This is a genomic window from Neobacillus cucumis, from assembly GCF_016908975.1.
Classification (GTDB): Bacteria; Bacillota; Bacilli; order Bacillales; family Cytobacillaceae; genus Neobacillus; species Neobacillus cucumis.
Genome location: NZ_JAFBEX010000003.1, coordinates 74,426 through 93,290, shown reverse-complemented (window position 1 = coordinate 93,290; position 18,865 = coordinate 74,426). Strand labels below are relative to the sequence as shown.

The 18,865-nt window shown below is 38.4% G+C and carries 25 protein-coding genes; 19 read left to right on the top strand and 6 right to left on the bottom strand.

Annotated features, from left to right (window positions below; translation table 11 throughout):
- The first annotated feature begins 9 nt into the window (after positions 1-9).
- Complete coding sequence (locus tag JOC76_RS04685; protein WP_205176436.1) at positions 10-345, top strand: YolD-like family protein; 336 nt, start codon at positions 10-12, stop codon at positions 343-345.
- A 37-nt stretch (positions 346-382) separates the two neighbouring features.
- Here the strand turns inward: JOC76_RS04685 and JOC76_RS04680 are convergent, their stop codons facing one another.
- The 4 genes from JOC76_RS04680 to JOC76_RS04665 form a co-directional block, all read right to left on the bottom strand.
- Entirely contained in the window at positions 383-589 is a 207-nt protein-coding gene (locus JOC76_RS04680) for a CDGSH iron-sulfur domain-containing protein (protein ID WP_205176435.1), read from the bottom strand.
- Positions 590-671: 82 nt separating this feature from the next.
- Positions 672-1,592, bottom strand: coding sequence for an alpha/beta hydrolase (locus tag JOC76_RS04675; protein ID WP_205176434.1), 921 nt, complete (start codon positions 1,590-1,592; stop codon positions 672-674).
- Between the two features lie 334 nt (positions 1,593-1,926).
- Complete coding sequence (locus JOC76_RS04670; RefSeq protein WP_205176433.1) at positions 1,927-2,067, bottom strand: hypothetical protein; 141 nt, start codon at positions 2,065-2,067, stop codon at positions 1,927-1,929.
- Positions 2,068-2,144: 77 nt separating this feature from the next.
- Complete coding sequence (locus tag JOC76_RS04665; RefSeq protein WP_205176432.1) at positions 2,145-3,050, bottom strand: hydroxymethylglutaryl-CoA lyase; 906 nt, start codon at positions 3,048-3,050, stop codon at positions 2,145-2,147.
- A gap of 175 nt (positions 3,051-3,225) precedes the next feature.
- On the opposite strand from JOC76_RS04665, the gene JOC76_RS04660 reads away from it, so the two are divergent.
- The 3 genes from JOC76_RS04660 to JOC76_RS04650 all read left to right on the top strand — a co-directional run bounded on the left by JOC76_RS04660 (position 3,226) and on the right by JOC76_RS04650 (position 5,486).
- Entirely contained in the window at positions 3,226-3,915 is a 690-nt protein-coding gene (locus tag JOC76_RS04660) for a CoA transferase subunit A (protein ID WP_205176431.1), read from the top strand.
- A 24-nt stretch (positions 3,916-3,939) separates the two neighbouring features.
- Complete coding sequence (locus tag JOC76_RS04655) at positions 3,940-4,608, top strand: CoA transferase subunit B (RefSeq protein ID WP_205176430.1); 669 nt, start codon at positions 3,940-3,942, stop codon at positions 4,606-4,608.
- Positions 4,609-5,231: 623 nt separating this feature from the next.
- A complete protein-coding gene (locus tag JOC76_RS04650; RefSeq protein WP_205176429.1) occupies positions 5,232-5,486 on the top strand; it encodes a YqkE family protein in 255 nt (84 codons plus the stop codon).
- Positions 5,487-5,511: 25 nt separating this feature from the next.
- Here JOC76_RS04650 and JOC76_RS04645 read toward each other — a convergent pair whose 3' ends face one another.
- Together JOC76_RS04645 and mciZ are read right to left on the bottom strand one after the other, a co-directional pair.
- Complete coding sequence (locus tag JOC76_RS04645) at positions 5,512-6,423, bottom strand: aldo/keto reductase (RefSeq protein WP_205176428.1); 912 nt, start codon at positions 6,421-6,423, stop codon at positions 5,512-5,514.
- Between the two features lie 63 nt (positions 6,424-6,486).
- Positions 6,487-6,621 (bottom strand): Z-ring formation inhibitor MciZ, encoded by a 135-nt coding sequence (mciZ, locus tag JOC76_RS04640; RefSeq protein ID WP_205176427.1) that lies wholly within the window; start codon positions 6,619-6,621, stop codon positions 6,487-6,489.
- 75 nt (positions 6,622-6,696) lie between these two features.
- Between mciZ and JOC76_RS04635 the strand changes: the two genes are divergently transcribed.
- From JOC76_RS04635 to JOC76_RS04565, 15 genes are all read left to right on the top strand, one after another.
- A complete protein-coding gene (locus JOC76_RS04635) occupies positions 6,697-7,251 on the top strand; it encodes an NUDIX domain-containing protein (RefSeq protein WP_205176426.1) in 555 nt (184 codons plus the stop codon).
- Positions 7,248-8,411 carry an endonuclease Q family protein gene (locus tag JOC76_RS04630; protein WP_205176425.1) on the top strand — a complete coding sequence of 388 codons (1,164 nt, stop codon included), beginning with the start codon at positions 7,248-7,250 and terminating at the stop codon, positions 8,409-8,411. Before JOC76_RS04635 ends, JOC76_RS04630 begins: the two co-directional genes overlap by 4 nt.
- A 160-nt stretch (positions 8,412-8,571) precedes the next feature.
- Positions 8,572-9,219, top strand: coding sequence for a stage II sporulation protein M (spoIIM, locus tag JOC76_RS04625; protein ID WP_205176424.1), 648 nt, complete (start codon positions 8,572-8,574; stop codon positions 9,217-9,219).
- Positions 9,220-9,327: 108 nt separating this feature from the next.
- Complete coding sequence (fur, locus tag JOC76_RS04620) at positions 9,328-9,780, top strand: ferric iron uptake transcriptional regulator (protein ID WP_205176423.1); 453 nt, start codon at positions 9,328-9,330, stop codon at positions 9,778-9,780.
- A gap of 125 nt (positions 9,781-9,905) precedes the next feature.
- A complete protein-coding gene (locus tag JOC76_RS04615; protein WP_205176422.1) occupies positions 9,906-10,133 on the top strand; it encodes a YqzK family protein in 228 nt (75 codons plus the stop codon).
- Positions 10,134-10,138: 5 nt separating this feature from the next.
- The gene (gene xerD, locus JOC76_RS04610) at positions 10,139-11,032 is read left to right on the top strand and encodes a site-specific tyrosine recombinase XerD (protein WP_205176421.1); all 894 of its coding nucleotides are present in this window, start codon (positions 10,139-10,141) and stop codon (positions 11,030-11,032) included.
- 222 nt (positions 11,033-11,254) lie between these two features.
- Positions 11,255-12,439 (top strand): phosphopentomutase, encoded by a 1,185-nt coding sequence (deoB, locus tag JOC76_RS04605; protein WP_205176420.1) that lies wholly within the window; start codon positions 11,255-11,257, stop codon positions 12,437-12,439.
- Positions 12,440-12,452: 13 nt separating this feature from the next.
- Positions 12,453-13,274, top strand: coding sequence for a purine-nucleoside phosphorylase (locus JOC76_RS04600; RefSeq protein ID WP_205176419.1), 822 nt, complete (start codon positions 12,453-12,455; stop codon positions 13,272-13,274).
- Positions 13,275-13,330: 56 nt separating this feature from the next.
- The gene (locus JOC76_RS04595) at positions 13,331-14,635 is read left to right on the top strand and encodes a pyrimidine-nucleoside phosphorylase (RefSeq protein ID WP_205176418.1); all 1,305 of its coding nucleotides are present in this window, start codon (positions 13,331-13,333) and stop codon (positions 14,633-14,635) included.
- A 135-nt stretch (positions 14,636-14,770) separates the two neighbouring features.
- Positions 14,771-15,943: a D-alanyl-D-alanine carboxypeptidase family protein gene (locus tag JOC76_RS04590; protein WP_205176417.1), complete on the top strand. Its 1,173-nt coding sequence runs from the start codon at positions 14,771-14,773 to the stop codon at positions 15,941-15,943.
- A 162-nt stretch (positions 15,944-16,105) separates the two neighbouring features.
- A complete protein-coding gene (gene spoIIAA, locus JOC76_RS04585; protein WP_205176416.1) occupies positions 16,106-16,456 on the top strand; it encodes an anti-sigma F factor antagonist in 351 nt (116 codons plus the stop codon).
- On the top strand, positions 16,457-16,897 hold the full coding sequence (gene spoIIAB / locus JOC76_RS04580) for an anti-sigma F factor (protein WP_205176415.1): 441 nt from the start codon (positions 16,457-16,459) through the stop codon (positions 16,895-16,897).
- A 12-nt stretch (positions 16,898-16,909) separates the two neighbouring features.
- On the top strand, positions 16,910-17,668 hold the full coding sequence (sigF, locus tag JOC76_RS04575) for an RNA polymerase sporulation sigma factor SigF (protein ID WP_205176414.1): 759 nt from the start codon (positions 16,910-16,912) through the stop codon (positions 17,666-17,668).
- An 88-nt stretch (positions 17,669-17,756) separates the two neighbouring features.
- On the top strand, positions 17,757-18,377 hold the full coding sequence (locus JOC76_RS04570) for a stage V sporulation protein AA (RefSeq protein WP_205176689.1): 621 nt from the start codon (positions 17,757-17,759) through the stop codon (positions 18,375-18,377).
- The gene (locus tag JOC76_RS04565; RefSeq protein ID WP_205176413.1) at positions 18,367-18,789 is read left to right on the top strand and encodes a stage V sporulation protein AB; all 423 of its coding nucleotides are present in this window, start codon (positions 18,367-18,369) and stop codon (positions 18,787-18,789) included. Before JOC76_RS04570 ends, JOC76_RS04565 begins: the two co-directional genes overlap by 11 nt.
- Positions 18,790-18,865: the final 76 nt, after the last annotated feature.

The window sequence follows — 18,865 nt, the reverse complement described above, 5'->3', positions numbered from 1 at the left end:
GAAATGCGTATGATTCGTGATCGCGGAAAGATCAAGTGGACGTCCATGATGCTTCCTGAACACGTAAAGATACTTAGGGATTGGGTAAAAGAAGATCAATACGAACAGAAAAAAGAAATGGATGAGCAGCAGCTCGAGCTTATGAACGAGACGATATCTGAAGCCATAGAGTTTAACCAGTTTGTTACGATCACTTATTATCAACATCATAAATATGAAATGGTCATTGGAAAAATCCATTATTGGGATGAATTAACGCAAAAGCTTCATGTTATCGACCACTTTGAAGAAGTACACAGAATACCGATTGCAGAAATTATCGACATTCGGTTAAACGATAGATAAAAATAAAGAGCGGCTTAAGAGATAAGCCGCCCGTTTATTACTCTTCTTTAGGAGCTCTCACCTGTGAGTCAAATTTACCTTTATGAGAGCCATCGCAAAACGGTTTATTATTAGACAGACCGCAGCGACAGAGGGAGAAGGATGGCTTAGTTGTATACACATTGCCTTCCCCATCAAGTAATTCCACATCACCAGTAATTCTTAATGAACCATTATCATTGACTTTGATTTGAACCTTTGACATATTAAACACCCCTTAAAAAAATCCAACTTTAATTTGAGAATAAATGGAATCAAAAAGAAATGCAACCAATAATCCAATTATTTTAACTTGGTAGGGCGTGGTCCACATATTTTTGCAAAAATTCATCAATGGCTCGTTCATAATCGGCGCGGTTTTCATTAAAAGACTGGGCATGACGTCCGTTCTCGGCGATATAAAGCATTTTTGGACCTTTTTTTTGCTCAAATAAATCCTTTGACATGGAAGGTAAGATATAATCATCTTTTTTACTATGGATAAACAATATAGGATTTTTAATATTTTCAATCACCGAAATCGGAGAAACATGTCGGATCGAATATTTATCACGCAGGCGTAAAAAGGTATCACCAATAGGCAGTAGCAAACCAGGGATGAGCTTAAAGTCTTTTTTGATTAAATAGGCGAGCTGCTCCTTGAAATCGGAAAATGGACAATCTGCAATGTAAAAATCAGCTCCGTCTTCTAGAAGTCCGGCATATAAAAGCATGGTTGCCGCACCCATTGATTCACCGTGAATCCCAAGTTCTAAATCTGGACCTTTCTCCGTTTTTAACCAATCGACAACGGTTTTTAAATCAAATTTTTCATAGTGACCAAAACTAGTTGTTTTTCCACCAGACTCTCCGTGCCGGCGGTGATCGTAAATAAGTGTATTAAATCCACGGGCTAAGAAAAGGTTTGCATATTTAATCGAGTTAATTTTCGTTTCCGTCACACCATGAGAAATAATCACATACCTATTGGTTTGGTGTGGTTCCACAAGGAGTGCTTTAATGGAATAACCAAAAGGTGAGGGAATATTCACATCCCGCTTGGGGAGAGACTCAAATTCCTCAGGATTATACCTGCCCGCTTCTTTTTCCCGCTTTAAAATTAATTCTTCGTCCTTCTTTTTCATATACATCAAACGGTTTGTAAAAAATAAACCGAGAAATAGCCAGAAAAATAATAAAATAAACAAAGCCCGAAATGCCTTCTTCATATTGGCACCTCCCATATGATCTAGGTAATAAATAAATATGTATAGCAAATCTGAGTGCCCATAACCTGGTAAAATAAATTTTAACATAAAAAAAGCCGCTAACACCAATGAGCGGCTTTGGTAACAAGGCGCTTGCGCTTTTCTTTATGTCCAGCTCCAGCGCCTAGGGGCTCGGGTAAGCCCCTGTTCAAGGCGCTTCCGCTTTTCTCTATGTCTAGCTCCAGCGCCTAGCCCCTCGATGGTCTACAGCCACTCCCAAAATGAAGGCAAAAAGCGCCTTCCTTTTGGGAGCGTCTTATGCTTGTCGGGGCTGACCAAGGCGCTTCCGCTTTTCTTATTGCTCTGAGTTTTGTCTTTTTGTTGGGTGGATGGCTTTTTCGACTTCTTCAGCAGCAATCATCCGTTTGCCGCCGCCTGCAGTGTCCGCATAGTTTTTCCCGCTTTGGCTGTTTCCCTTTTCACGTTTCTGGCTCATAAATAATCTCCCTTCTTCTTGATGTTCTCAATATTAAGATGGTTGAAGACAAGGCTGATTATTCACAAGAAAGGAATCTAAACCGTCTGCGTATGAAGGCGATAATAGCCGGTTTCAATTTTTCTTGATAGATAAGGAATGACAATTTCAATCGCTGCGATTAATTTACTAAGGTCAATTCCTGTTGTAATCCCCATACGTTCGAGCATGTAAACCACGTCTTCTGTAGCAGCATTACCAGCAGCACCCGGTGCAAACGGACAGCCGCCTAATCCACCGGCAGAAGTATCAAACCGATCAATTCCTGCCTGTAGAGCAGCAAGAATATTAGCTAAGGCAAGCTTGCGTGTATCATGAAAATGGGCAGTTAAAAGGATGTTAGGAAACTCTGCCTTTAATTGGGAAAATAGCGAATAGGATTCATGCGGTGCGGCCATTCCAATCGTATCGGCAACACTTAATTCATCGGCTCCTGCATAAAAGAATTCACGGCAAAGTTCTAAGGTATCTTTTTCTTTGATTTTTCCTTCATAAGGACAGTAGAAGGCTGTAGAAATACAAGCACGGACAAAAAAATTCTTTTGTTTTAATTCATGTATAAGGGGGATTAATTCCGCCATACTGTCACGGGTGGTTTTATTGATGTTCTTCAAATTAAAACTATTGCTGACCCCAACAAACACGGCGACTGCTTGACAATCGGTCGAATATACTCGTTCAATTCCACGTCGATTAGGGGCAAGGACGATGTTTCTCGTTTTTTCATCAAGACAATCGATAGTAATTTCTGCAGCATCTCCCATTTGAGGTACCCATTTTGCAGAAACGAACGAAGTCAGCTCCATTTCCTGGACACCTGCATCCTTTAAACCGGCAATAAATTTCTTTTTGATTTCAGTTGGTACCCATAATTTTTCATTTTGCAGTCCATCACGCGGACCTACTTCGATAATCGTCACTTTTTTAGGTAAATTAAACATCATTTTCCCCCCCGATGGTTCATACTTTCATTTTAGTGGATGAATTTTCTGAAAATCAACAGTTAACTGAATGTTTGCAAAATTAAAGGAGCTTTTTAACTGAAAGTAGAATTAATAAAGGTCAAGAGGTTGAAAGTGGCTGGTGGTGAACAATTATTTCAAGGGGAGCGAGAAAAGAATGAAGAAAATTTGCACGTCCTTCCAGGATGCAGTTGCTGATATTCAGGATGGAGCAACATTGATGGTTGGTGGATTTGGTTTATGCGGTATACCAGAAAATTTAATTCTTGCGTTAGCAGAAAAAGGTGTAAAGGACTTAACCGTGATTTCAAATAATTGCGGCATCGATGAATGGGGATTGGGACTGCTATTAAATAATAAACAAATTAAAAAAATGATTGGCTCCTATGTTGGAGAAAATAAAGAGTTTGAGAGACAGGTTTTAACAGGAGAGCTGGAAGTAGAATTAACCCCGCAAGGAACATTGGCTGAAAAAATACGAGCTGGCGGCGCCGGGATTCCAGCCTTTTATACTCCAGCAGGGGTAGGTACACCAATCGCTGAAGGGAAAGAGACGAAGGTGTTTAAGGGGCGTAAATATCTATTAGAGGAAGCGCTCTCAGCTGATTTTAGTCTCGTAAGGGCATGGAAAGGCGATAAAATGGGAAACCTCGTTTACCACAAAACAGCAAGAAACTTTAATCCAATAATTGCTGCGGCTGGAAAAGTAACGATCGCAGAGGTGGAAACGCTTTACGAAATCGGTGAATTAGATCCTAATTTTATTCATACACCAAGTATTTATGTGCAGACAATCATTGAAGGAAAACAGGAAAAGCGGATAGAAAGATTAACCGTAAAAAAATAGAGCGAGGGAAGGGAGTAAATATCTATGGCAAGTGATAAAGCCAATGTCAGAGAAAGAATCGCAATTAGAGCAGAGAAGGAAATAGAGAATGGCTTTTATGTAAACCTTGGAATCGGAATGCCGACCCTCGTTGCTAACTACATTACAGCAAATAAGCAAGTGGTTTTGCAATCAGAAAATGGTCTTCTCGGTATCGGACCATATCCCCGTGAAGGAGAAGTTGATCCTGATTTAATTAATGCAGGGAAAGAGACCGTAACAGCCATCAGCGGGGCAGCATATTTTGATAGTGCTGAATCATTTGCCATGATTCGCGGGGGACATGTTAACTTAGCGATTCTAGGTGGAATGGAAGTGGCAGAAAATGGAGATTTGGCCAACTGGATGATTCCTGGGAAAATGATAAAAGGAATGGGCGGTGCTATGGATCTGGTCCATGGCGCTCAGAAAATCGTTGTCATCATGGAGCATGTCAATAAAAAAGGGGAATCAAAGATATTAAAGGAATGCACACTGCCACTGACTGGCAAAGGGGTAGTAAACCGAATTATTACCGAACGAGCAGTAATGGATGTAACCGATTCGGGCCTAAGACTTGTAGAAGTGGCAAGTGGATATACAGTTGAGGATATTGTTAATTCAACAGAAGCAACCTTGCACGTTGATAAAAATATTAAATTAGATGCTTATTAATGGTAAGAACAGGCTGCCCGGTACAGCCTCAGATTGTCGAGAAAGGGTATTTTTCTCGGCAATTTTTTATTTTGTCAGTATCTAATTACACAATTTATTGATTGCCCTTACAATTTGGGCCTGTTGATTTCCGCTCCGGGCACTCGCTTTCCGCGGGGAGGTCCTGGAGCCTCCTCGGCGCTATGGCGGAGGGCACTGAAAAAGTTCTTTTCTGTTTAATTATGAAATTTCCGAAAAACCTAATCCCAAAATTTCACCGTTTTTCAATATCAAAGTGGGGGAATTCAGTCTATTTTACCACTAATTATAAACTGGAAGTGGGGATGGGATTTTCAGGAATTAGTTTCGCATTAAATTTCACAGACTTTTTCAGTGGCCTCAGCGAAGCGACGAGGAGGCTCCCCTGCACGCCCGCGGAAAGCGAAGTGCCTGGAGCGCCAATCAACAGACTTGTTAAAAAGCCAAAATAAATTAATAAAAGTATAACAAACTAATGCAGTGAATTATCAAAGAGATTGAATAAAATAATAGGCTGTCTAATACAGCCTGTTTTTATATAATCAGCTTTTTAAGAAATGGTATAATAATAGATGAAGAGTTTGATTATGGAGGAGCAGTTAAAAATGAAGAAACAAAAAAGACAGACAAACCAATCTAAAGCAAAAAAGGATGATACAGCGGTAACGCTAAAGGATTTCATTCATCCAGACTTAATGAAGCAGCTTAAAGAGCAGCAAGATCAATTAAAAGAAGAGGAAGATAGAAAAAAAGCAGAGGAAGAACAAAAGAAAAGGGAAGAACGAAGATTAAAAGAAAAGAACAAATCATTTGAAGAACTGCTAAACGAGAGTGGTATGAACTGGAAGGAATTTAAATAAACAGGAGAGCCTTAAGCTCCCCTGTTTATCTATGCTGCATATAAATATTTGGTTTTGTAACCTCTCTTATGAACGATACTTCCTCATTTGTCAAAGATTTACTTCTTACCGCCGCAACATTACTCCTAATCTGTTCCGGGCTGGACGCACCAGCAACTACTGAAGCAACTGCAGGGTTTGCTAAATTATATTGAAGCGCGACCTCTGTAAACGATCGATTGGCAGCAAGCCTTTCTTTTAATCGCGGTAAAATTTCATTTAATTCTTGGTAGCTGTAATCCAGATAGCCTTTTTCAGATGCCTTGCTCAGAAGTTTTTCGCTAAGAAGTCCCTTAGCAAGCGGTCCCCGTGTGACGACGCTGATACCATGCTCATGTAAAAGTGGTAAGGCTTCTTCTTCTGGTCGCCGATCTAAAATACTGTATTGCATCATCACGCTGACGATACTAGATTTATTGATATATTCACGGATGACATTTGGGCGAATGGACGAAATACCATAGTAGCGAATAAATCCTTCTGCTTTTAATTCTTCAAAGGCTTCAATGGTTTCATCAATAGGGTCTTCAATCGTTCCGCCATGAAGTTGATATAAATCAATATATTCAGTCCCGAGACGCTTTAGGCTTTGTTTTACTCCTTCTTTAATATAGGCTTTAGAAGCATCCCAAGTCCAGCCGGTTTTATCCGATTTCCATCGGTTTCCTACCTTAGTTGCCAGAATAACTTGCTCCCGAACCGATTTTAATGCCTCACCAACCATTCTTTCATTTTCACCAAAATCATATAAATCGGCTGTATCAAAATAATTAATTCCTTCTTCAAGTGCGGTCTCAATTATATTTCTGGCTGTTTTCTCCTCCGTGCCGATCGACATACAGCCGAGGCCCAACTCGGTAACAAACAAATCAGAATGACCTAGTTTCCTTTTTTTCAATAGTATCCCTCCTGTCCTTTCTCTATCATCTTAATAAAGAAAAGGGCAGTCTACAAATTACAGCTACTTTTTTGGCGCAATATCTTGAATCCAATCGGTAAGTAATTCATACTCTTTGTTATATTCCTTTAATTTTTGCACGATTTCCCAGGCTTTGCCGACAAGAGTGATTCCTTCTTCATTGATATATATTTTCATGCCCCTACTCCTCCAATTAAAGTATGGTAAAATGTATGCGTATATCTTTACGGAATAGAACAGGAGTTGACAGTAATGGACAATCTGACAGAGAAAACCATTAAAAGCGAAGAAGTATTCTCGGGAAGAATTATCAGCCTGCACTTACAAGATGTAGAGCTTCCAAACGGAAAACAGGCAAAGCGTGAAATCATTAAACACCCGGGGGCTGTTGCGGTAATAGCCATTACGGACGAAAAAAGAATAGTTTTGGTTGAACAATATCGGAAAGCATTAGAAAGAACGATTGTGGAGATTCCCGCTGGTAAACTCGAAAAAGGGGAAGTACCTGAAATCTGTGCCAAAAGAGAATTAGAAGAAGAAACGGGTTATGAATGCAGGACTTTGGAACTTGTAACTTCTTTTTATACATCCCCAGGATTTGCTGATGAAATCGTCCATGTGTATTTAGCGAAAGGACTAACCAAAAAAGAGGATGCGGCAAGCCTTGATGAAGACGAATTTGTAAACCTGGAAGAAATAACGCTTGAACAAGCGAAAGAATATATAAAAGAACAAAAGATTTTTGATGCGAAAACCATTTTTGCTGTTCAGTATTTACAATTACAAGAGGCGTTGAACCATAAATGAACCGCTACTATGTTGATTTACATATTCATATTGGCCGGACTTGGACAGGTAAGCCGGTTAAAATTACAGGTGCGAAATCACTGACGTTTACGAATATTATTGAACATGCTAGGCATGAAAAGGGACTAAATATGGTGGGAATTATTGACTGTCATTCACCCGAAGTTATTTTGGAGATGGAAAGTCTTATACAAAGCGGGGAAATCAGTGAACATCCAGATGGGGGTTTGATTTTTGGCGATCTAACCGTTATTCCCGGTTCTGAATTAGAAATATATGATGAACAATCCAATGGTCCCATTCATTTGCTTGTGTATTTTCCTAATCTTACCATTATGCGTGAATTTTCTTCCTGGCTTTCTGGTCATTTAAAAAATATTCAATTGAGTTCTCAACGAATATATGTAACTGGTCTAGAATTACAAAAAAAGGCTAAAGACTTAGGTGGGATTTTCATTCCAGCTCATGTTTTTACGCCATTCAAAAGTTTATATGGTAAAGGGGTAAATAAGTCTTTGTCAGAGGTGTTAGACCCAGATTTAATTGATGGGATTGAACTGGGATTGAGTTCAGACACTTATATGGCAGATCAATTAGGGGAACTTCACCGATATACATTTGTAACCAATTCCGATGCGCACTCGCTGGCAAAAATTGCTCGTGAATATCAAGTAATTGCTATGAAAGAGCCGACATTTTTAGAATTGCAAAAGGCATTAAAAGGGGAAGATGACCGCCATATTATTGCTAATTATGGACTTGATCCTTTATTGGGCAAATATCATAAGACTGTATGTGCGGAGTGTTTAAACCCATTAAACTACGACGATCAACAATGTAAACTTTGTGGAAAAGATAAAATTATTAAAGGGGTAGCAGATCGTATTCTTGAACTAAAGACGGCAGATACCAATCCACATGGGCGCCCGCCCTATGTTCACCAAGTACCGCTTGAGTTCATTCCAGGTTTAGGACCTCGGGCTCTAGAAAAGCTGGTCAATCATTTTGGCAGTGAAATGGCCATTTTACATGAGGTTCCCTATGAGGCTTTAGCGGAAGTGGTTCCGATTAAAATTGCGGACCTCATTATGAAAGCTAGAGAAGGTAAGATAAACCTTGCTGCCGGAGGAGGCGGCAAGTATGGGAAAATTGCAGATTAGATTAATTAAAATAGCTAACCCGGCAGCAAGCAGCTGCCGGGTTTTTTCAATGATTAGAGAAACCTTTTCAAATTGAAATCTATTAAAAAATTTGGTCATAGAATAACTAGACTAGCATACACTTTATTAACCGACCCAATGTAGTAGGAGGAAATTAAAAATGAAAAAACGATTGTACCAGTCAGATGCCGCCAGTTATTTTCGTGAAAATTCCTCAATATTTTTATTTATTGTTATCTTATTTTTAATGGGGGTAATTTTTGGAGCTATTGTCGTTAATAGCATGAGTATTACGCAAAAAGAAGATTTATATTATTATTTATCACAATTTTTTGGTCAAGTTTCCGATGGAACGGTAGCAGCCGATAACGATTTATTTTTGCAAAGTTTTTTTCATAATAGTAAATTTATCGGTTTAATGTGGATACTAGGAATTTCGATTATCGGTCTCCCTATTATATTAATCCTTCTATTTCTAAAAGGAATGGTTGTAGGTTTTACTGTAGGATTTCTAGTCAGTCAAATGGGATGGAAGGGCTTTATGTTAGCTTTTGCTTCCATTCTTCCGCAGAATTTAATTATTATTCCTGTATTTATATTGATGGCGGCATTCTCAGTCATATTTTCTATAAGAATGATAAAGCGGCAATTTTTAAAGAAATATGCGCAACCCATAATGCCGTTTTTTAAACGCTATATAATTACTTTAATCGCAGCTGTACTATTTATTTCGGCAGCTTCTGGGATTGAGGCTTATTTGTCCCCATGGTTTATGAAAAGCATTATTGGATCAGTTACATTAAAGTAATTATTATATTACATTAATTATAAATAGTTATTTATAATAATTTTATTTTGAATCTCTTTGTTCATCTGTTATAATGAAAAATAACAGTGGCGAGGGAGGGCCTTCAGGATGGAAACTAGGATTGAAAGAATAAAGAAACAGTTGCATTCAGCGAGTTATAAGTTGACTCCCCAGCGTGAAGCGACCGTTCGAGTTTTGTTAGAAAATGAAGAGGATCATTTAAGTGCGGAAGATGTGTACCTCCTCGTAAAAGAAAAATCGCCTGAGATTGGTTTAGCAACTGTATATCGAACATTGGAATTGTTAACGGAATTAAAAATAGTTGATAAAATAAATTTTGGTGATGGAGTCTCTCGTTATGACCTTCGTCAGGAAGGTGCAGCCCATTTTCACCATCATCTTGTATGTATTGAATGCGGTGCTGTGGATGAAATTCAGGAGGATTTACTAGAAGATGTAGAAGCCATTGTTGAGAGCAGATGGAACTTTAAAATAAAAGACCATCGTCTTACATTTCATGGTATATGCCACCGCTGTGTTGATAAAGAAAAAACAGAATAATATAGAATAAGAAGTCTTTTTCATTTGAAAAAGACTTTTTTTCTTTTATCTCAAAACTAGATAGGTATAAATTTTATCCATTTTGGCATACCTTTTAATAGAAAATTAGTATTGGGGGAAATGTGATGGTCTCTTTTCTTAAAGTGGCTCTTCAGACGTTAAAGGTATTTATCATTTTCACTGGGTGCACGATTCTCTTTTATTATGGTATCATGTGGGTAACTGAAGAATATCAAAGTTATCATCGCTATGATGAACCTGAAGGATCTGCTTTAAAGGTTTCAAATGTGGTGAAAGAAGAAGGTTCATCTTTAATTGACCGGCTGATGTTGTTTTATTTAGATGGGGAGTAATCGTGATGGAAGATAAGGTAAGAACTTTTTTAGATTATTTACTTATAGAAAAAGGGTTAGCTAAGAATACGATTATTTCATATGAGCGGGATTTAAAAAGCTACCTCGGTTATCTAAAAAGTGTAGAAGTTATTAAGTCATTCAATGAGATTCAACGAATTCATATTATTCATTTTTTAAATTTCTTAAAAGAACAAAAGAAGTCCTCTAAAACCTTGGCTAGGCATATAGCCTCCATAAGAGCTTTTCATCAGTATCTATTAAGGGAAAAGGCAGCTGATCAGGACCCGTCTGTGTTACTAGAAACGCCTAAACTAGAGAGAGCTCTTCCCAAGGTTTTAAGCCTGATAGAAGTGGAGAAATTGCTCAATGCGCCTAACCCAGATGATCACTTTGGGTTAAGGGATAAGGCGATGTTGGAGCTTCTCTATGCAACAGGAATTCGTGTAAGTGAATTAATAGGGCTAGAAATAGACGATGTCCATTTAACACTCGGCTTTATACGCTGTATTGGATCAGGAAATCGGGAACGGATTATTCCCATTGGGAAAAATGCTTTAGCAGCAATTAAGCAATATTTAGAATACGGTCGTGCCTATTTTGTGACGGACAAGCATAAGGATAACGGGTTGTTCTTAAATCATCAAGGGCATCGTTTAACAAGACAGGGTTTTTGGAAAATATTAAAAAAACTCGCTCAAGAAGCAGGGATTGATAAAAATCTCACCCCTCATACACTTCGTCATTCTTTTGCCACCCACTTGCTAGAAAATGGAGCCGATTTGAGAGCTGTTCAAGAAATGTTAGGACATGCAGATATTTCTACGACTCAAATATATACGAGTGTTTCGAAATCAAGAATAATGGATGTCTATAGCAAATACCATCCCCGAGCTTAATAGACTATTAGCTTTATATTTATTTTTTCACAAAGGTGTTAAAGTCGTCATGAAAAAGGCGGCTTTTTTTTCTTGAGTTTTTAAAAACTTAGAGTAAAATATAGATGTCAGACTTCTGACGAATGAATTCATTAATCACTTTCATAAACCTATTTTTAAGCGGACAATCTAATAGTGAGTCTATGTGCAAACGTTTTCTATCCCAAAGGAGGGTTTTAGTGTATGACTACAACTACATACAAGCGAATATTTATCATTGTAATGGATTCAGTAGGAATTGGGGAAGCACCCGATGCCGAGAAATTTGGGGATAAAGGTGCCGATACATTTGGTCATATTGCAGAAAAAATGAATGGTCTGAATATGCCTAATATGGGTAAATTAGGATTAAGTAATATTCGTGAGATAAAAGGAATAAATAAAGCAGAAAAACCATTAGCCTTCTATACAAAAATGCAGGAGGCTTCCAACGGTAAAGATACAATGACTGGTCATTGGGAAATTATGGGTTTGAATATCCAAACACCATTTCGAGTGTTCCCCGAAGGCTTTCCGGATGAGCTTGTGACAGAATTAGAAAAACGAACAGGCAGAAAAATTATTGGAAATAAACCTGCAAGTGGAACAGAGATATTAGATGAGCTTGGTGAAGAGCATATGAAAACAGGGGCATTGATTGTCTATACCTCAGCTGATTCGGTTTTACAAATTGCAGCCCATGAGGAAATTGTTCCGCTTGAAGAGTTGTATAACATTTGTAAGATTTCCCGTGAATTAACGCTTGATGAAAAGTACATGGTTGGCCGGGTGATTGCCCGACCATTTCTTGGCGAACCTGGGAACTTTAAGCGGACGCCAAACCGACATGATTATGCCTTAAAGCCCTTTGACAGAACCGTTATGAGCGAGTTAAAAGATGCTGGCTATGATGTTATTGCAATTGGTAAAATATCAGATATTTATGACGGAGAAGGAGTAACTAAATCACTGCGAACAGTTTCCAATATGGACGGAATGGATAAGCTTGTGGAAACCTTGGATATGGATTTCAATGGTATTAGCTTTTTAAATTTAGTGGATTTCGATGCATTATATGGTCATCGCCGTGACCCAGAGGGTTATGGGAAGGCCCTCGAGGAATACGATGCACGTCTTCCAGAAGTGTTTGAAAAAATGAAGGATGATGATTTGTTAATCATCACAGCGGATCATGGCAATGACCCTGTAGCCCCTGGAACAGACCATACACGCGAATATGTCCCATTACTGATCTACTCAAAGTCCAAGGATAGCGGCAAGGAACTTCCATTAAGGGAAACCTTTGCAGATGTAGGTGCAACCGTTGCTGATAACTTCAATGTGAAGATGCCTAAATACGGTCAAAGCTTCTTAAATGAACTGAAATAAGGAGAGGAAAAATATGAAGATTGAAAGCATCCAAAATGCAACTCAATTTCTAAAAGAAAAATATCAAACATTCCCTAAAATAGGTCTTATACTAGGATCAGGACTTGGTGTATTAGCAGATGAAATTGAAAATCCAGTTAAAGTCCCATATAACGAAATCCCTGATTTCCCTATATCGACAGTAGAAGGACATGCTGGGCAACTCGTGTTTGGTTTATTAAATGGAGTAGAAGTTGTGGCCATGCAAGGCAGATTTCATTTCTATGAAGGTTACAGTATGGATAAGGTAACATTTCCTGTTCGTGTCATGAAGGATATGGGGGTTGAAAAGTTAATTGTCACAAATGCTGCTGGTGGGGTAAATGAAAGCTTTTCCCCTGGTGATTTAATGATTATAACGGACCATATTAATAATATGGGAACCAATCCGTTAATAGGTCCGAATGACGCTGCGTTTGGAGTTCGATTCCCTGATTTATCGGAAGCCTATTCCAAAGAGTTAAGAGGGATCGCCAGGAAAATTGCCGACCGGTTAAACCTAAATGTAAAAGAAGGCATATACTTTGGAAATCCAGGGCCAGTTTATGAAACGCCTGCAGAAATTCGTATGATCCGTATTTTAGGTGGAGATGCTGTGGGGATGTCCACTGTTCCGGAAGTAATAGTAGCCCGCCATAGTGGAATAAAGGTACTAGGAATATCCTGTATCTCTAACATGGCAGCTGGTATTCTTGATCAGCCTTTAACACATGAAGAAGTTATTGAAACAACCGAAAAAGTAAAAGCCGACTTCCTTTTATACATTAAGGAAATTGTAAAAGGAATGGGTCAGTAAAAGCGTGCTCCTAAAAGAAATGCCGAAATTGATTAATTAAAAATGTGGTGATACAAATGAGAATGGTTGACTTAATCGAAAAAAAGAGAGATGGACAAGAATTATCAACCGATGAAATTAAATTTATTATCAGCGGATATACGGATGGAACGATTCCGGATTATCAAGTAAGTGCCTTAACAATGGCCATCTATTTTAGGGGTATGACAGAAAAAGAGAGAGCAGATTTAACCATGGCAATGGTTGAATCGGGTGATCAAATTGATTTATCCCAAATTGAAGGGATTAAAGTTGATAAACACTCTACAGGCGGAGTGGGAGATACAACTACACTTGTACTTGGTCCTCTTGTTGCTGCAGTGGGTGTTCCCATTGCAAAAATGTCGGGGCGTGGTTTAGGACACACAGGTGGAACAATTGATAAATTAGAAGCCGTTAAAGGGTTCCATGTAGAGATAGAAAATGAAGAATTTATAAACTTAGTCAACAAAAACAAAATAGCTGTAATCGGACAGAGTGGAAACTTAACACCGGCGGACAAGAAGCTTTATGCCTTACGGGATGTAACTGCTACTGTTGACAGTATTCCACTGATTGCTAGTTCCATTATGAGTAAAAAAATTGCCGCAGGGGCAGATGCTATTGTCCTAGATGTTAAAACAGGTGCCGGAGCCTTTATGAAAACATTAGATGATTCAAAAGAATTAGCGAAAGCAATGGTCCGAATCGGGAATAATGTGGGTCGAAGGACAATGGCTGTTATCTCAGATATGAGCCAGCCTCTGGGGTATGCCATCGGGAATGCCCTTGAAGTGAAGGAAGCCATAGATACCCTTAAAGGAGAGGGACCTCGGGATTTAACAGAACTATGTTTAACTTTAGGCAGTCATATGGTTTACTTAGCCGAAAAAGCAAATTCGCTAGAAGAGGCCCGTCAAAAACTCGAGAACGCCATCCTAGACGGTTCCGCACTAGAAAAATTAAAAGTCTTTTTAAGTTCTCAAGGTGGAGATGCCTCTATTGTGGATAATCCTTCTAACATGCCTCAGGCAAACTATTCTTTTGAACTTGAAGCCAAAGAAGATGGATATGTAGCCGAAATAATTGCCGATGAAGTTGGAACAGCAGCCATGCTGCTCGGTGCGGGGAGAGCGACGAAAGAATCGACAATCGATTTAGCTGTCGGGCTCATTTTAAAAAAGAAAATCGGCGATCAAGTGCAAAAAGGGGAATCACTTGTAACAATTTATAGCAACTTCGAAAACATTGACGAAGTAAGAGAAAAGCTTTATGAAAATATAAAAGTTTCATCCACCAAAGTAGAAGCACCAATCCTGATCTATGGAGAAATAACAGAATAAAAAAGCAGGGTGACATCACTGTGTGAAATTTTCACATGGTGACTGTCACCCTTTTTTATGATTTGTAGGAAATAATTGTATAAAGCAATTGAAATTGGAAAAAATGGATACTATAAAGAATGGAGGGTTATGCGAATGAAACGATTTGTCTCTTTCATTGTGACATCTTTTTTACTAATAAGTTTATGGATTCCATCTGCTTTTGCTGCTGAAGAGAAAAAAAGTACTGATATTATCAACGATGTTAGATCCGCTGTACTAATTGAACGAGACACAGGCACAGTCCTTTATGAAAAAAATAGTAACCAAGAACTGCCGCCTGCAAGTATGACAAAAATCATGACAATGCTCCTAATAATGGAAGCAATAGACAAAGGAAAGCTATCTTGGAATGAAAAAATAAGAACAAGTGAGTATGCAGCTTCAATGGGAGGCTCACAGATTTTCCTTGAGCCGGGCGAAGAAATGACCACTAAAGAAATGCTAAAAGGAATTGCAATTGGTTCCGGAAATGATGCCTCAGTAGCCATGGCGGAACGAATTGCAGGTTCTGAAGATGCGTTTGTGGACATGATGAACGCTAAAGCAAAAGAGTTAGGCTTAAAGCATACACACTTCAAAAATACAACAGGTCTTCCAGTCAGCGGTCACTATAGTACCGCAGCAGACATGGCTGTTATGGCCAAAGAGCTTCTTAAATATGAAGACATCACAAAATTCACAGGCTTGTACGAAGCATATCTTCGTGAAAATACTGATAAAAAGTTCTGGCTGGTGAATACAAATAAATTAGTCCGTTTTTATCCTGGAGTTGATGGGCTAAAAACAGGCTTTACTGCAGAGGCAAAATACTGTTTAACAGCAACAGCCCAAAAAGATGGCATGCGTGTCATTGCCGTTGTCTTTGGAGCGCCAACATCAAAGGAACGAAATGCTCAAGTAACGAAATTGCTAAACTACGCATTTGCCCAATATCAAACGCATCCAATGTTTAAAAGATCCCAAACCATTGGTCTTGCCAAGATTAGCAAGGGCAAGGAAAAGAACGTCGAAGCCGTTACAAGTGAACCCATTTCAATCCTGACGAAAAAGGGTGAAAAAACCCAGGATGTTAAACAAAAAGTCATCATACAAAAAAATTTAAAAGCTCCTATTAATAAGGGAGATCAAGTTGGAAAAATTGAACTAATTAAGAATGGAAAAGTAATTTTAGAAAGTCCATTAGTAGCCAATAGGTCCGTAAAAGAAGCAGGCTGGTGGACACTTTATAAACGTGCATTTGGAATGTTTACAAAGTCTGGAAAATAAACAATTCTTTGTTTTTAAGAAGAAATCTTTCACAGCCCGTGTCGAAACATCAATAACTAATACTAATTTTAGCGAAATAGGACTAGTTTTGTATGTATAGAAGGATATTTTCTATAAAAAAGCGAATTGACTCACTATACCAGATTAAGGAGGACGGGAATAGTGAGTCTTAACATTAATATGGAAACAAAACATGATGTATTATGCATTCGCTTAAGTGGGGAGTTAGATCACCATACAGCGGATGAACTTCGTGATAAAGCTTCGGCTGTAATTGAAAAAAATGATATTCGTCATATTGTTTTAAATCTAGAACAACTCTCTTTTATGGATAGTTCAGGCTTAGGGGTTATTTTAGGAAGATATAAACAAATAAAACAGGTGCACGGTGAAATGGTGGTTTGTGCGATTTCCCCTGCAATACAAAGATTATTCGATATGTCTGGTTTATTTAAAATTATCAAAATGGAACCGACTGAGGAATTTGCATTGCAAAGATTGGGGGTGGCCTGAATGAAGAATGAAATGAATCTCCAATTCAGTGCTTTAAGTCAAAATGAGTCATTTGCCCGTGTAACTGTTGCTGCTTTTATTGCTCAGCTTGATCCGACAATGGATGAGCTAACAGAAATTAAAACAGTTGTATCAGAGGCCGTCACGAATGCGATTATTCATGGATATGAAAATGATCCTAGTGGGATTGTTTATATCCAGGTAACGATTGAGGACAATCTGATTGATTTGACGATTAAAGATGTTGGTTTAGGCATAACAGATGTGGAGGAAGCTCGTCAGCCATTATTTACAACAAAACCGGATTTAGAACGCTCCGGTATGGGATTCACTATCATGGAAAATTTCATGGATGAGGTAGAGGTTCATTCACAGCCAGGCAGCGGAACCGAAGTGAGATTACGGAAGCATTTAAAACTAAACAAAATGCTTTGCAATTAAGGAGACTTGCCGATGGATGTGGAGGTCAAGAACGATAAAAGTCAAACATATTTAAAAGATCATGAGGTAAAAGAGCTCATTAAAAAGAGCCAAGATGGAGACCAAGAATCCAGAGATTTAATTGTTGAAAAAAATATGCGTCTTGTTTGGTCTGTTGTCCAGCGGTTTCTTAACAGGGGTTATGACCCGGATGATTTATTCCAAATTGGCTGTATCGGATTATTAAAATCTGTTGATAAGTTTGACCTATCCTATGATGTCAAATTTTCCACTTATGCGGTTCCAATGATTATCGGTGAAATCCAACGTTTTATCCGCGATGATGGGACGGTAAAGGTTAGCCGTTCCCTAAAGGAAATGGGAAATAGAATCCGCAAAGCGAAGGATGAATTATCTAAAACACTTGGAAGAATTCCAACAGTAAACGAGATTTCAGCTCATCTGGAACTTTCACCTGAGGATGTAATCCTTGCGCAGGAAGCAAGCAGGACACCATCATCCATACATGAGACGGTTTATGAAAATGATGGGGACCCTATTACATTACTAGATCAAATTGATGATGGTAATGAAGGGAAATGGTTTGATAAAATCGCATTAAAAGAAGCGATTCGGGAGTTAGATGAACGAGAAAGGCTAATCGTTTACCTTCGATATTATAAAGATCAAACCCAATCTGAAGTAGCAATCAGGCTCGGGATTTCTCAAGTACAAGTTTCAAGGCTCGAGAAGAAAATATTACAGCAAATGAAGGACCGTATGGATCTTTGATCCATACGGTTTTTCATTTGCTTACATGAAAGAACGCAATATTATCCATACTATTAATGAGGAAATCATTGTGTGGGAAGTGAATGTTTTGGAAAAAACAATCTACATCCGCATGCGGCACCGTGTTCATGTCCGACCACAGGAAAAAATTTATTTAAAGGATGTTGCCCAGGTTATTGCCCCAGAAGCAATCCTCTCGAAATTACAAACAATGATGATTTACCAAGTAACCGAAAAGGATCAAAATATTATCGTTATTGATGTCATGGAGGTTATTAAAAAGGTCACATCATTGTTCGAGGATGGGGAAGTCCAAACGATTGGTCCTGCTCAGACCATTGTCGAAGTGGTTTTTGAGAAGAAGAAGGTGTCACTGCCTATCTTTATTTTAATATGGTTCTTATTATTTTTTGGCTCAGCCATGACAATCATGAACTTTCATGATGATGTTAGTATGAGAAGCGTTCAAGAAAAAATTTATACCATTATTACTGAAAAAAAAGCAGTAAAGCCACTACTTTTCCAAATTCCCTATTCGATTGGTTTAGGACTAGGAATGATTCTTTTTTTTAATCATGTGTTTAAACATCGTTTAAATGAAGAACCCAGTCCACTTGAAGTAGAAATTTTTAATTATCAGCTGGATTTAGATAATTATGTAGTCATCCATGAAAATAAAGAAAGTATGAAGCATATCAATGATGATTAAAATTTTGTTGGTGATCTTTATTGGTCTCGCGAGTGGACTCTCTGTAGGGGCGGGGTTTGTTGCATTTCTAACTGTACTAGGCATAATCCCTAGATTGACACAGCTTTCCAAATCATTGAGGATGATTCAATACTACGAATGGGCAGTAGTATCCGGGGTCCTTGTAGGTGTATTCGCAAGTTTAAGAGACCCAGCATTTCATATCTCATCCTTTTTCTTAATTCCCCTAGGTCTTACCGGTGGTGTTTTTGTTGGAATGTTAGCAGCGGGATTAACGGAAGTAGTAAATGTTTTTCCAATCCTGGCCAAAAGGATTCGACTTGATAAACAAATTATTATGCTAGTGATGGCCATCGTGTTAGGGAAAATTTTTGGCTCTATCTTTCAATGGCTTTTCTTTATTCATCATTAAAAGCGGTGGATACCTGTTTGGAATAAACAGGGTAGCATCATGGTCAATTACTCTTTAATTAGGAAGGGACATCAAA